The sequence below is a fragment of the Nonomuraea rosea genome, from assembly GCF_039539705.1.
GTDB classification, from domain to species: Bacteria; Actinomycetota; Actinomycetes; order Streptosporangiales; family Streptosporangiaceae; genus Nonomuraea; species Nonomuraea rosea.
Window position 1 is genome coordinate 20,629 of sequence record NZ_BAABDQ010000003.1, and the last position, 13,069, is coordinate 33,697.

The 13,069-nt window shown below is 71.1% G+C and carries 11 protein-coding genes and 1 pseudogene; 3 read left to right on the forward strand and 9 right to left on the reverse strand.

Annotated elements, in window-relative coordinates:
* Window positions 1-49: 49 nt before the first annotated feature.
* Entirely contained in the window at window positions 50-3,919 is a 3,870-nt protein-coding gene (hrpA, locus tag ABEA43_RS07485) for an ATP-dependent RNA helicase HrpA (protein ID WP_345559874.1), read from the forward strand.
* Here hrpA and ABEA43_RS07490 read toward each other — a convergent pair.
* Entirely contained in the window at window positions 3,909-4,565 is a 657-nt protein-coding gene (locus ABEA43_RS07490) for a Uma2 family endonuclease (RefSeq protein WP_345559875.1), read from the reverse strand. The two genes, hrpA and ABEA43_RS07490, sit on opposite strands and share 11 nt — an antisense overlap.
* A 186-nt stretch (window positions 4,566-4,751) precedes the next feature.
* Between ABEA43_RS07490 and ABEA43_RS07495 the strand changes: the two genes are divergently transcribed.
* Window positions 4,752-5,402 carry an HAD family hydrolase gene (locus tag ABEA43_RS07495; RefSeq protein WP_345560780.1) on the forward strand — a complete coding sequence of 217 codons (651 nt, stop codon included), beginning with the start codon at window positions 4,752-4,754 and terminating at the stop codon, window positions 5,400-5,402.
* On the opposite strand, the gene ABEA43_RS07500 is transcribed toward ABEA43_RS07495, so the two are convergent.
* From ABEA43_RS07500 to ABEA43_RS07530, 7 genes and pseudogenes are all read right to left on the reverse strand, one after another.
* Window positions 5,395-5,718, reverse strand: coding sequence for a DUF5709 domain-containing protein (locus tag ABEA43_RS07500; RefSeq protein WP_345559876.1), 324 nt, complete (start codon window positions 5,716-5,718; stop codon window positions 5,395-5,397). The two genes, ABEA43_RS07495 and ABEA43_RS07500, sit on opposite strands and share 8 nt — an antisense overlap.
* 93 nt (window positions 5,719-5,811) lie before the next feature.
* On the reverse strand, window positions 5,812-6,846 hold the full coding sequence (locus ABEA43_RS07505) for a gamma-glutamyltransferase (RefSeq protein WP_345559877.1): 1,035 nt from the start codon (window positions 6,844-6,846) through the stop codon (window positions 5,812-5,814).
* 115 nt (window positions 6,847-6,961) lie between these two features.
* Window positions 6,962-7,363, reverse strand: a pseudogene (locus tag ABEA43_RS07510) (gamma-glutamyltransferase); the annotation flags it as partial.
* Window positions 7,364-7,397: 34 nt separating this feature from the next.
* Window positions 7,398-7,727, reverse strand: coding sequence for a MerR family transcriptional regulator (locus tag ABEA43_RS07515; RefSeq protein WP_345559878.1), 330 nt, complete (start codon window positions 7,725-7,727; stop codon window positions 7,398-7,400).
* A gap of 60 nt (window positions 7,728-7,787) precedes the next feature.
* A complete protein-coding gene (locus ABEA43_RS07520; protein ID WP_345559879.1) occupies window positions 7,788-8,219 on the reverse strand; it encodes an Hsp20/alpha crystallin family protein in 432 nt (143 codons plus the stop codon).
* 112 nt (window positions 8,220-8,331) lie between these two features.
* Window positions 8,332-9,585, reverse strand: a complete 1,254-nt coding sequence (locus tag ABEA43_RS07525) for an MFS transporter (RefSeq protein ID WP_345559880.1) — start codon at window positions 9,583-9,585, stop codon at window positions 8,332-8,334.
* A 104-nt stretch (window positions 9,586-9,689) separates the two neighbouring features.
* Window positions 9,690-11,423 (reverse strand): ABC transporter ATP-binding protein, encoded by a 1,734-nt coding sequence (locus ABEA43_RS07530; protein WP_345559881.1) that lies wholly within the window; start codon window positions 11,421-11,423, stop codon window positions 9,690-9,692.
* Between the two features lie 71 nt (window positions 11,424-11,494).
* Here ABEA43_RS07530 and ABEA43_RS07535 point away from each other — a divergent pair, with 71 nt between their 5' ends.
* A complete protein-coding gene (locus ABEA43_RS07535; protein ID WP_345559882.1) occupies window positions 11,495-11,962 on the forward strand; it encodes a MarR family winged helix-turn-helix transcriptional regulator in 468 nt (155 codons plus the stop codon).
* A gap of 65 nt (window positions 11,963-12,027) precedes the next feature.
* Here ABEA43_RS07535 and ABEA43_RS07540 read toward each other — a convergent pair whose 3' ends face one another.
* A complete protein-coding gene (locus ABEA43_RS07540; RefSeq protein ID WP_345559883.1) occupies window positions 12,028-13,056 on the reverse strand; it encodes an amidohydrolase family protein in 1,029 nt (342 codons plus the stop codon).
* Window positions 13,057-13,069 lie beyond the last annotated feature (13 nt).

The following is a 13,069-nucleotide window of genomic DNA, read 5'->3' on the forward strand; positions in this document are numbered from 1 at the left end:
TGGGCCGGTTGGCTCCGAGGCCGCGGGGCTCAAATATCCTGATAGCAGTATGGGAACACCTTCGTTGTCTTCTCCACTCGCCGAGCTCCAGTCTCGCCTGCCCGAGCTCATGCCCCGCGACCAGCGCCGGCTGCGGCGCCGGCTCGACGGCATGCGCCGGGTTCGCTCGCGCGACACCCGCGACAAGATCGTCGCGGAGATCCTCGCCGACGTGGAGCGTGCCGAGCAGCGCCTGGCCCGGCGCCGCGAAGCCGTACCAGAGGTGAAATATCCGGAAAATCTGCCGGTCTCCCAGCGCAAGGACGACATCCTCGCGGCCATCCGCGACCACCAGGTCGTGATCATCGCGGGCGAGACCGGCTCCGGTAAGACCACCCAGATCCCCAAGATCTGCCTGGAGCTCGGGCGCGGCGTACGCGGGCTGATCGGCCACACCCAGCCCCGCCGCATCGCCGCCCGCACGGTCGCCGAGCGCATCGCCGAGGAGCTCGGCACCGACCTCGGCGAGACGGTCGGCTACAAAGTGCGCTTCACCGACCAGGCGAGCGACCGCACCCTGGTCAAGCTGATGACCGACGGCATCCTGCTGGCCGAGCTGCAGAACGACCGGATGCTCGACCAGTACGACACGCTGATCATCGACGAGGCCCACGAGCGCAGCCTCAACATCGACTTCATCCTCGGCTACCTGAAACAGCTGCTGCCCCAGCGCCCCGACCTCAAGGTGATCATCACCAGCGCCACGATCGACCCCGAGCGGTTCTCGCGCCACTTCGACGACGCGCCGATCGTGGAGGTCTCCGGCCGCACCTACCCGGTCGAGGTCCGCTACCGGCCGCTGGAGGAGGACGACGACCAGACGCAGGGCATCGTGGCGGCCTGCAGGGAGCTGATCAGCGAGGGGCCGGGCGACGTCCTGGTGTTCCTGTCGGGCGAGCGGGAGATCCGCGACGCCGCCGACGCCCTGGCCAAGGCCGAGTTCCGCAACACCGAGATCCTGCCCCTCTACGCCCGCCTGAGCGCCGCCGAGCAGCACCGCGTCTTCCAGCGGCACACCGGCCGCCGCATCGTCCTGGCCACGAACGTGGCGGAGACGTCGCTCACGGTCCCCGGCATCAAATACGTCGTCGATCCCGGTTTCGCCCGCATCTCCCGCTACAGTCACCGCACCAAGGTGCAGCGCCTGCCGATCGAGCCCATCTCGCAGGCCAGCGCCAACCAGCGCAAGGGCCGCTCGGGCCGCACCTCCGACGGCATCTGCATCAGGCTCTACGAGGAAGAAGACTTCCTCAACCGGCCCGAGTTCACCGACCCGGAGATCCTGCGCACCAACCTGGCCTCGGTCATCCTGCAGATGACCTCGATCGGGCTGGGCGACATCGAGGCGTTCCCGTTCGTCGAGCCGCCGGACCGCCGCCAGGTGAAGGACGGCGTGAGCCTGCTGCACGAGCTGGGCGCGTTCGACGCCCAGAGCCGGCTGACCGGCGTCGGCCGCAAGCTGGCGAGCCTGCCCGTCGACCCGCGGCTGGGCCGCATGGTGCTGGAGGCCGAGAAGAACGGCTGCCTGCGCGAGGTCATGGTGATCGCCGCCGCCCTGTCCATCCAGGACCCGCGCGAACGCCCCTCCGACAAGCAGCAGCAGGCCGACGAGAAGCACCGGCGCTTCGCCGACCCCGAGTCCGACTTCCTGGCCTACCTCAACGTCTGGAACTACCTGCGCGACAAGCAGAAGGAGCTGTCCTCCAGCGCGTTCAGGCGGCTGTGCAAGGCCGAGTTCCTCAACTACCTGCGCGTCCGCGAGTGGCAGGACATCTACAGCCAGCTCCGCCACTCGCTCGGGGCGCAGCCCAACAGCGAGCCCGCGCAGCCGTACCACGTGCATGTGTCCCTGCTCGTCGGGCTCCTGTCGCACATCGGCGTCAAGGACGTCGTGGAGAAGCGCGGCTCCGACGGCCGCAGGCCGATCCAGGAGTACATCGGCGCCCGCAACGCCCGGTTCGCCGTCTTCCCCGGCTCGGCGCTGGCCAAGAAGCAGCCGCAGTGGGTCATGTCCGCCGAGCTCGTCGAGACCTCCCGCCTGTGGGCGCGCGTCAACGCCAAGATCGAGCCCGACTGGGTCGAGCCGCTCGCCCAGCACCTGGTCAAACGCACCTACTCCGAGCCCCACTGGGAGAAGAACCAGGGCGCGGTGATCGCGCTGGAGAAGGTCACCCTCTACGGCGTGCCGCTCGTCGTCGGCCGCAAGGTCAACTACGGCCGCATCGACCCCGACCTGTCGCGGGAGCTGTTCATCAGGCACGCGCTGGTCGAAGGCGACTGGGACACCCACCACCGCTTCCTCAAGGACAACCGCAGGCTGCTCGAAGAGGTCGAGGAGCTGGAGAACCGGGCCCGCCGCCGCGACATCATGGTGGACGACGAGGCGCTGTTCGACTTCTACGACGGGCGGGTGCCCGCCGACGTGGTCTCGGCCCGGCACTTCGACTCGTGGTGGAAGCAGGCCAGGCAGGAGCAGCCCGAGCTGCTCGCGTTCTCGCCGGAGATGCTGGTCAACGAGGGCGCCGACGTCAGCGCCCACGACTACCCCGACGCCTGGCGGCAGCTCGGCCAGCGGATGAAGCTGACCTACCAGTTCGAGCCGGGGACGGACGCCGACGGCGTGACCGTGCACGTGCCGCTGCAGGTCCTCAACCAGGTCAACTCCGACGGCTTCGACTGGCAGATCCCCGGCCTGCGCGAGGAGCTGATCACCGCGCTGATCAGGTCGCTGCCGAAGCACGTGCGCCGCAACTTCGTCCCCGCCCCCAACTACGCCAAGCAGGTGCTCGCGGCGGTCGAGCAGGGCGGCGAGCCGCTGCTCGCGGCCGTGGAGCGGGAGCTGCTGCGCCTCACCGGAGTCCGGGTGCCGCATGACGCCTGGCAGCTCGACCAGGTGCCCGACCACCTGCGCATCACCTACCGGGTGATCGACGAGCGCAAGCGCACGGTGGCCGAGGACAAAGACCTCGACGCGCTCAAGCGCCGGCTGGCGCCGCGCCTGCGCCAGACCCTGTCCGCCGCCGGCGACGACCTGGAGCAGACCGGCCTGCACACGTGGAGCTTCGGCACCCTGCCCAAGGTCTTCGAGCAGGGCCGGATGAAGGGCTATCCCGCGCTCGTGGACGCCGGCGACTCGGTGTCCATCAAGATCTTCGAGACGCAGGCCGAGCAGCGGCGCTCCCACTGGCCCGGCGTCCGCCGCCTGCTGCTCCTCAACGTCACCAACCCGGCCAAGTCCCTGCTCGGCGGCCTGTCCAACCAGGCCAAGCTGGCCCTGTCACGCAGCCCGCACGGCGGGGCGGTGGCGTTGTTCGACGACGTGGTCAACGCGGCGATCGACCAGCTCATGCAGGCCACCGGCGGCCCGGCCTGGGACCCGGTCGGCTTCGACCGCCTCTACCAGCACGTGCGGGCCAACCTCTACGACACCTCGGCGGACGTGCTGGCGAAGGTGGAGCAGATCCTGAGCGTCTGGCACGAGGCCGGGGCCCGGCTGGAGGCCATGCGGCACAGCGCCTCGACCGACGACATCCGCGACCAGCTGGGCAAGCTCATCTATCCGGGCTTCGTCACGGCCACCGGCAACCGGCGCCTGTCGGACGTGCTGCGCTATCTCCGGGCGATCGACCGCCGCCTCGGCAAGCTCCCCGAGGAGCCGTGGCGGGACGAGGAGTGGATGGACCGGGTGCACAAGGTCGAGGACGACTATCACGACGTGCTGGAGAAGCTGCATCCGGCGCGGCGCGGGGATCCGGACGTGGTGGAGATCCGGTGGATGATCGAGGAGCTGCGGGTGAGCTTCTTCGCCCAGACGCTGGGGACGCCGACGCCGGTGTCGGAGAAGCGGATCGCGAAGGCGATGGAGAAGCTCACACCTTGAAAATGGAGGTGTCGAGCTCCAGGCCGACGGGGGCCGGCAGCTTGATCGGCGTGCCGACGATCACCGTGGACATCACCTGGTAGACGCCGTCCTTGATCTCGCTGAACGCGGTCACGGCCGGCTCTGGGGCGATCGGGTCGATCAGCAGGTAGACCGGCACCCCGCCCACTGCGTAGAGACGCCGCTTGCTCTCCCGGTCGGTGTGCGTGCTGCTGCGCGACACCACCTCCGCGACCATGAGCACGCCGGACGACAGCAACTCCCCCTCACCCCAGCGGGGGCACTCGGCGGGGGACAGCACGTAGTCCGGCGCGAGCGAATCCCGGGGTCCTTCGATGCAGATGTTCACGGTCCCGGGAGCTCCACGCCATCCTCGCTCCCTTCTCGCCGGGAGGAGGACATCGTGCAGGTCCGCGGCCATCCAGCCGTGTTCCGGGCTGCCCATCGGGCTCACGATCAGGTTCCCTTCGATGACCTCGGCCCGGTGACCGGGGAGGGGGGGTAGGGCATCGAACAACTCTCTTGCGGTTTGTGGCGCGCGCGCGAAGGCCTCCTCCGGCTTCGGCCTGGACGCCGCCGCCGGAGATGTGTGCGTGCCGGTTTCCTCTGGCTGGGTCGCCTGAGATTCGATCGCCATGGCTACCATCGACCTGTCCCTTCGTATTCGAACGGGCACGCTGAGTATTTCAGCTCTCCAGGGGTCATGCCACCACAACCGGCCATCCACGCGGACGGCGAGAGGCGTGGCCGATCACCCGGTCCCCGCATGCCGGGTCTGTGCCGATCACGTGGAAAAATCCTCTTGTAGGTGATTGCCGGAGCAGGGGGATCGATGGTCAAGGCCGTGGTGTTCGACGTCGGAGAGACGCTCATCGACGAGACGCGCATCTGGACGCGCTGGGCCGGCCGGCTCGGGGTGAGCAGCTTCGTGCTGATGGGCGCGCTCGGCGGCATGGCCGCGCTGGACCGGCCCCACGGCGACGCCTTCGAGCTCGTACGCCCCGGCTTCGACCTGCGTGAGGAGGAGGCCGCCTGGGAGCGCGACGATCCTGAGGGCCTGCGCAACCGGTTCGACGCCGGCGACCTCTACCCCGACGTGCGCGACGCCCTGGCCGCCATCGGCGCGGCCGGATACCAGGTGATCATCGCCGGCAACCAGCCCAGACGGGCCTATGACGCCCTCGTCGCCATGGAGCTGCCCGCCGACTCCGTGCACACTTCCGAGGGATGGGGGGTGTCCAAGCCGGAGCCCGGGTTCTTCGCCAAGGTGGCCGCGGTCGCCGGGCACCCGCCCGCCGAGATCCTCTACGTGGGTGACCGGCTCGACAACGACGTGCTGCCCGCCGCCGCGGCCGGCATGCGCACCGCGCTGCTCCGCCGCGGCCCCTGGGGCTACCTGCACGCTGAGCGCCCGCAGGCGGAGGCCGCCGACGTGATCGTCGACGACCTCCATGCGCTGCTGCCGGCGCTGCGGCTTATGTGAGGTTCTCGTCCGGGTCGATGCGGACGGCCCGTTCCTCCGCGGGGAGGTCGTCGGCGGACTCGTAGTCCTCCCCGATCTCCTCGTCGTCCACGTCGGGCGCCAGGCCCTCGTCCGGCTGGACGAGCTGATGCTGGGGGCGCGGACCGCGGTGCGGCCGCTCAGGAGCCTCCCGGCGCAGCCGTTCGTCGAGGGTGTCCCTGTGCTGCGGGTCGTCCTCGGTGACCTCATGGCGCAGGCCGAGATCGTCGGTCCATTCCTCGATCTCGATCTCCTGCTCGTCGGCGTAGCCGTATCGGTCTGGAGGTTGTTCGGTCATATGCGCCCCCTACCCAGGGAGCAGACCGAAATCCTACGACTTGGCCTGCCCTGGGGCGGGCGGTGGCGCTTCTTTGCCTACAGGTCCGCGGGCTCAGCGCCCGATCGCCGAGCCCACCAGGGATCGCGGGTCGGCGGCCCCCGCCAGCATCCCGTCAGCGCGTACGTCGATCAGATGCGCGTGCCCGAACGAGCTCCCGTACGGCAGCGCCGCCACCCGGTGCCCCAGCGCCGCCAGGCCGTCGGACCAGGTCGAGCCCTCCTCCAGGTCGATGATCGCGTCGTCGGGCGCCTCCCACGTGTCGAACCCGGTCCCGCCGGTGCCCAGCCGCCAGCGCGGGGCGGCGATCGCCTGTCCCGGCTCCTCCCCGTGCCCGAGCAGCCGCGTGATGACCTGCAGCAGGATCTGCGGCTGCGCGTCGCCGCCCATCGTGCCCACGACCGTGCGCAGCGTCCCGTCGGGGCGGGTGATCAGCGCCGGCGTCAGCGTGTGCGGCGGCCGGCGGCCCGGTCCGTATTCGGCGGGGTGGCCGGGCTTGAGGGAGAAACCGATGCCGCGGTTGTGGAGATTGATCCCGGTACGGGGCTCGAACAGCATGCTGCCGAACCCGGACGCGTTCGACTGGATCAGCGAGACGCCCATGCCGTCGCCGTCCACCGCGCACAGGTACGTCGTGTCGCCCTGCCTGGCAGGCGCGCGCAGCCGGAGCCGGGCCGCCGGGTCGATCAGCGCCCGCCGCCGCGCGATCTCGGAGGGTTCGAGCAGGTCCTTGGCGTCTTCGTGCAGCACGTCGAGCCGGTCGTGCCCGGCGACCCTGGCGGCCTCGGCCAGCAGATGCGCCCAGACGGGGTGGCGCGGGGACCGGGGCAGGTCGAGCCCGTCCACGATGCCGAGCGACATCAGCAGCAGGTAGCCCTGGGAGTTGGGCGGCATCGACCAGACGTCGTGCCCGAACGCGCGCACCCTGAGCGGCTCCGCCCAGTCGGCGCCCGGCCTGGCCAGGTCGGCCTCGGTGTATTCGCCGGCCCCGAGCTCGATCAGGCCCCGCCCGAACTCGCCCAGGTAGAAGGCGTCCCTGCCGCCCTCGGCCACCGCCTGGAGCGCGCGGGCCACGCCGGGCCTGGTCACGCGGTCGCCCGCGGCGCGTACGGAGGCGAAGTCGCCGCCGCCCGGCCGCCGCCCGCGCGCCCTGCACCATGAGCGGCGAGGCGGGGAACCCGTCGCGGGCCAGCCTGATCGCCGGCCCGAGCAGCTCCGCCATGGGCAGGCGGCCGTGCTTGACGTGCAGCGCGTGCCAGCCGTCCACGCAACCCGGCACGGGCACGGACCTGATGTCGTGCAGGTGCGGCATGCGGACGTGGCCCTCCGCGCGCAGCCTGGCGGGATCGGCGCCGGATCCGGCCCGGCCGGAGGCGTTCAGCGCCGTCACACCCCCGCCAGGGGCGGCGCTGTGGACGAGGGCGAACAGGTCGCCGCCCAGGCCGCACATGTGCGGGGCGACGACGGAGAGGACGGCGTTGGCGGCGACGGCCGCGTCGGCGGCCGACCCGCCGCGGTCCAGCATCGCCAGCCCGGCCGCGGACGCCAGGTGGTCGACGCTGCACATCATGCCCGCGGGCGCGTATCTCGTGTTGTGCACGTTCATGAGATTACGGGCCGGCGGGTACGCGCACGAGCCGTCATCTCTTCCTGGGCGGCCCCTCCAGCTCCCGCAGCCGGCCGCGGGCTTCGTCGAGCTCCCTGCGCAGGGCGGCGATCTGGTGTTCGAGCTCCAGGATGCGGCGGATGGCGATGAGCGTCATCCCCTCCTCCGTCATCCGCGTGACGTGCTGGACGACCAGGATGTCGTGACGGGAGTAGCGCCGCTGGCCGCCGCTCGACCGGCTCGGGCTGATCACCTCGTGCTGATCCAGCCTGCGCAAGTACGCCTGCTGGACCTGCAGCATCTCCGCCACCTGCCCGAGGGAGTAGAGAGGGGCGAGCTCGTCGTCGAAGGGCAGGTCGGACATGGGGACCTCCTCGCGGTCTCCGGGGCGGGCCGGTGGAGGCGCCCGCCCCCGGACCGCGGGTCAGGCCCTGATGGCCTTGGTCTCGCCGTGCGTGATCTCCACCTTGCGCGGCCTGGCCCGCTCCAGCACCGGGATGCGGACGGTGAGCACGCCGTCGGCGTAGCCCGCGTCGATCTTCTCGCTGTCCAGGTGCTCGGAGAGGTAGACGCGCCGGGTGAACGTGCCCATGGGGCGCTCGCGGACGAACTGCCGCTCGTTTTCGCCGATCTCCTCCTCGCGGCGCGCGCTGACGCTGAGCACGCCGCGGTCGATCGTCAGCTCGATGGAGCCGGGGTCGATGCCGGGCAGGTCGAAGCGCAGCAGCACATCATCGTCGCGGCGCAGCCCGTCCATCGGCATGACGGCGGCACCGCCGCCGAAGGTCTGGCGGGTCAGGCGGTCGAACTGGCGCTCGAACTCCTGGAAGAACGGATCGATCGAGGTCAACAGCATGGTCCAAACCTCCTAGCTGACTGATGAGTCAGAGCTAATCTCCAACTCCAGTTGTAGGTTAGCTTCATGCTCGCGTGCATGCAATTGTGGTGAGAGCCTTCTGACCTGCTGGTCAGGCGTTCTCCATGCTGGGGCGCAGCCGGGCGGCCTCCCTGACCGTCTGCCCGGACAGCCGCGCCAGCGCGACCGCGGCGAGCAGCGTGGCCACCACGCACGCCACCCCGCCGATCTCCAGCGAGATCCGCGCTCCGAGCGTGTCGCTGAGCCACCCGAGCAGCGGCCCGCCGAGCGCGCCCGCCCCGGCGCTGACGATCGACAGGGCCGCGATGACCCGGCCGCGCATCGGCTCGGGGCTGTCGATCTGCGCCCGCGCCGAGACGGTGGTGTCGATGGCCACCGCGCCGGCCGCGATCGGCAGCAGCATCGCCGCGAACGCCCACAGCCCCGGCATCAGCCCGCTCACCGCCTGGACGACTCCGGTCACGAACGCCATGACGAGCAGCAGCCGGATCGTCAGCTCCGGCCTGGAGGCGGCCAGGAAGCCGCCCACGACCGTGCCGACGGCGAACACGGTGGACAGCAGGCCGTACCCGGCCGCGCCCGACTCCAGGGGACCGGCGCTCATGGCCGCCATGGTCACCTGGTAGTTGCGCCCGACGCTGCCCGACACGAACCAGAGCGCGAGGACGACGAGCAGCCAGGGGGTGCGCAGCACGTACCGCAGGCCGTCGAGCACGGCGCCGGGCTGCCGCTCGGAGGCGGCCAGCCGATGGAACTCCGCGCGCCGCATGGCCGCGACCGCCGCGATCACCGCGAAGAAACTGGCGGCGTTGATCAGGAACAGCCCGCCGCTGCCGGTGAACGGCAGCAGCGCGCCCGCCAGGCTCATGCCCAGGATGCGGCCGGCGGAGTTGAGGACGGAGCCGAGCGCCATCGCGTTCGGCAGATCGGACGGAGGCACCACCTCGGCCCCGAAGCGGCCGAGCGCGGGCCCGCCCAGCGCGGTCACCACGCCCCCGGCCAGCGCGACCCCGTAGATCGGCAGCACGGAGGTGGCGCCGGAGAGCGCGATCGCCGCCAGCACGGCCGCGAGCCCCGCCTGCGCGACCTGCGCGGCGATCACCACGGGCCGGCTCGGCAGCCGGTCCGCCAGCGCGCCGCCCCACATGCCCAGCAGCAGCGTCGGCAGCGCCTGCATGACCAGGCTCAGCCCGACGCTGGTCGCCGAGCCCGTCAGCGTGAGGATGAGCCAGTTGACGCCCAGCACCTGCATCCAGGTGCCGGTGACGGAGACGATGTCAGCTCCCGCCCAGAGCCGGTAATTGTGATGCCGCAGCGCTCTGAACGTGGAGGAGGAGGGAGACAAAACGGGTCCTTGCCTTGACGATGCACCGGGGGAACAAACACGGTGCTCCGGCGACGGGATTCCGGTCTGACCGGATTGTGAGGCAAGACACGTTTGAAAAGGGATCAGACGAGTTCGAGCGGCTCGTCCCTGCTGACGAGGGCCGCGTACTGGCCCGCGCGGGACATCAGCTCGTCGTGGGTGCCGCGCTCGACGACCTTCCCGCGGTCGAGCACGACGATCTGCTCGGCGTCCCTGACCGTGGACAGGCGGTGCGCGATCGTGATCGTCGTACGGCCCCGGGCCAGCGTGTCGAGGGCCTCCTGCACCGCCCGCTCGGTCTGGGTGTCCAGGGCGCTGGTGGCCTCGTCGAGGATCAGCACCGGCGGGTTGCGGAGCAGGGTCCTGGCGATCGCCAGCCGCTGCTTCTCGCCGCCGGAGAAGCGGTAGCCGCGCTCGCCCACGAGCGTGTCGTATCCGTCGGGCAGCGCGGCGATGTGGTCGTGGATGCGCGCCGCCCGCGCCGCCGCCTCCAGTTCCTCGTCCGTGGCCGACGGCTTGGCGAAGCGCAGGTTGTCGGCGATCGACGCGTGGAACAGGTACGTCTCCTGCGACACCACCCCGACCGCGTCGCTCAGCGTCTCGAACGTCAGCTCCCGCACGTCCTGGCCGTCGATCGTCACGCGCCCCTCGTCCACGTCGTAGAGCCGGGGGAGCAGGTAGCTGAGCGTGGTCTTGCCCGAGCCCGTCTCGCCCACGACGGCCAGGCTGGAGCCCGCGGGCACGGTGATGTCCACGCCGGTGAGGGTGGGCGCCTCGTCGTAGGCGAAGCCGACGTTCTCGAAGCGGACCTCGCCGCGTACGGCCGGCAGCGTCTTACCACCCGGATGAATGTCCACCGGCAGGTCCAGATACTCGAAGATGCGGCCGAACAGCGCGAGCGAGACCTGCACCTCGACGCCGAGCCGCAGCAGCGAGACCGCCGGCCGGAACAGGCTCGTCTGCAAGGTCGTGAACGCCACCAGCGTCCCGACCGAGATCGAGCCGGTGTGGCCGACCGCCCAGTAGATCATCGCGGGCATCGCGGCCATCACGATCTGGATCGACGACTGCCGCCAGCGCCCGGCCATGCTCATGCGCACGCCGAGGTCGGCCAGCTCGTCGGAGGCCTTGCCGAAGCGCTCGGTCAGCTCTGTGGAGCGGCCCATGGTACGGCCCAGCAGGATGCCGCTGATCGACAGCGACTCCTGGACCATCGCGGAGATCGTGGCCAGCTTGCGCTGCCGGTCGGAGGTGATGCGCTTGCGCTCGGTGCCGACCTTGCGGCTGATCCACACGAACACCGGCAGCGACACGAGCGAGAGCGCCGTCAGGCGCCAGTCGAGCGCGGCCATCGCCACGATCGTGGCGATCACGGTGGTGAGATTGGAGATGAAGGAAGAGGCCGTCGTGGTGAGCACCGACTGCATGCCGCCGATGTCGTTGGCGATGCGCGACTGCACCTCGCCGGTCTTGGTACGGGTGAAGAACGCCAGCGACATGCGCTGCAGGTGGCTGTAGACCGAGATGCGCAGGTCGTGCATGACCCGTTGGCCCATCGTCGTGGACACCAGGGTCTGCAGCACGTCGAACACGCTCGTGGCGACCGCCACCGCGATCATGCCGAGGGCCAGGATGGTCAGCAGGCCGGCGTCCCTGGCCGGGATCGCCACGTCCAGCACCTCGCGGAGCAGGAACGGTGAGGCCAGCGCCACCAGCGACGACAGCAGGATGAGCACGGCCACGAGGGCCAGGCGGCCGCGATAGGGGGTGAAGAGTTTGATGATGCGCCCGAGTGGCGCGCGAGGTTCGTCCTCCAAGTGGCGCCTCCTTAATCAGATGTCCACTCAAACAGAGGTTAACTCATATTTGTTCCGGTTAAACTTGCGGCATGGGAGACGGTAGGGGAGGCGGCACCGGGAACGGCGCTGTCGGCAGTGTCGCCGGTAAGGAGCTGGCTGAGCTTCTGCACCTGGTCAGCAAGCGATTGCGGCATGGCTACGTGCGCAGGCTGGTGCCGCTGGAGCTCAACCCCGGCCAGGCGCGGGCGCTCAGGGTGCTGGCCGACGCCGACCGGCCGCTGCGGATGGTGCAGCTCGCCGACGAGCTGCGGATCGTGCCGCGCTCGCTCACTCCCGTCGTGGACGCCCTGGAGGAGGCGGGGCTCGTGCGCAGGGAGGTCGATCCCGCCAACCGCCGCTCCACGCTGGTCGTGATCACTCCCGAGGGGCAGGCCGCCGCCGACCGGGCCCGTGACGCGCGCGTCCAGGCGGGCGAGGACCTGTTCGCGGTGCTGTCGGAGGAGCAGCGGGAGCAGCTGAGAGGGTTGCTGGGGCTAGTGGACGGCCAGTTCAGGTAGGGGTGGGCGAGCCGGTCACACGGCGGCGGGCTGACGGTCGGTTCAGCCGGGGCCGGGCGAGCCGGTCAGGCGGCGGCGGGCGGCGGGGTGAGTACGCCGCCGACGACCGTGCCGAGGCAGGCCGGCTGGGCGAGCAGGGCCGCGTACGGGTAACGGCCGCGCGCGTCGAAGACGGCGAAGTCGGCGCGGGCGCCGGGGGCCAGCGACCCGATCCGGCCGGCGCCCCGGTCCATGCCCAGCGCCGTGGCGCCGCCCATCGTGGCGGCCTCGACCAGCCTGCGGTCGAGCCCTCTGGGGCGCAGGCCGAGCTCCCGCACGCGCCGCCTGATCGCCCCGGCCACCTCCAGCGGGCTCACGACAGCCCCGTCCAGTGCGGGGCCGCCGGTGCCCAGGGCGATGACGTTCCCCTCGTCGAACAGCGCCAGCACGTCGCCCACCGGGGACGGCTCCCACGGGCAGAGGGCGACGACGGTCCTGCGCAGCCGCAGCAGCTTGCGTTCGCCCGGGTCGAGCGGCCGCGCGCACGCGACGTGGCACAGCGTGCCCAGCACCCCGGCCTCGTCCAGCGCCGCGGGCGAGTGCCGGCCCAGATCGACCAGCAGCCGCAGCCCGAACGTCCTGGCCAGCACCGCCACGTCCTCCAGCACCTGCGGATCCCGCGTGCGCGCCGCGAGCCCGACCGCGCACGGCCGCTCGATCTCGCGGAGCGCCGTGATGACCGCGTCCCGTTCGCGCGCCTCCCACTCCTCCTCGCTCGCGGAGGACACCTCGACGTACGAGATCCCCGGCAGCCCCGGCGGATCGGTCAGATCGGACACCACGCCGGCCCGCGCGGTCACCCCGGGGGCGACGCCGGCGGAGCAGGCGTCGACCAGCCCGGCCACGATCATCCCCGCCCACCGCACCTCCCGCGCGGCCGGGAACGACGAGAGCTGCTCGGCCCGCGGCCCGACCCCGGCCACCCGATCGCCCATGACCGCCACCGCGCCGTCGCGGATCGGCTCGGCGCAGATCGGCAGCACGAGCGGGGCCGAGTGGATCACCACGGGTGCGGGCGCGCGCCTGCCCAGACTCGGCCCGGCACGCTTGCGCATCAGCACTCCCGTC

Excerpts from the sequence above, each read along its gene's own strand:
- hrpA (WP_345559874.1), top strand. The coding sequence starts at position 50 with ATGGGAACACCTTCGTTGTCTTCTCCACTCGCCGAGCTCCAGTCTCGC.
- ABEA43_RS07490 (WP_345559875.1), bottom strand. The coding sequence starts at position 4,565 with ATGGTAGCCATGGCGATCGAATCTCAGGCGACCCAGCCAGAGGAAACC.
- ABEA43_RS07495 (WP_345560780.1), top strand. The coding sequence starts at position 4,752 with ATGGTCAAGGCCGTGGTGTTCGACGTCGGAGAGACGCTCATCGACGAG.
- ABEA43_RS07500 (WP_345559876.1), bottom strand. The coding sequence starts at position 5,718 with ATGACCGAACAACCTCCAGACCGATACGGCTACGCCGACGAGCAGGAG.
- ABEA43_RS07515 (WP_345559878.1), bottom strand. The coding sequence starts at position 7,727 with ATGTCCGACCTGCCCTTCGACGACGAGCTCGCCCCTCTCTACTCCCTC.
- ABEA43_RS07520 (WP_345559879.1), bottom strand. The coding sequence starts at position 8,219 with ATGCTGTTGACCTCGATCGATCCGTTCTTCCAGGAGTTCGAGCGCCAG.
- ABEA43_RS07535 (WP_345559882.1), top strand. The coding sequence starts at position 11,495 with ATGGGAGACGGTAGGGGAGGCGGCACCGGGAACGGCGCTGTCGGCAGT.
- ABEA43_RS07540 (WP_345559883.1), bottom strand. The coding sequence starts at position 13,056 with ATGCGCAAGCGTGCCGGGCCGAGTCTGGGCAGGCGCGCGCCCGCACCC.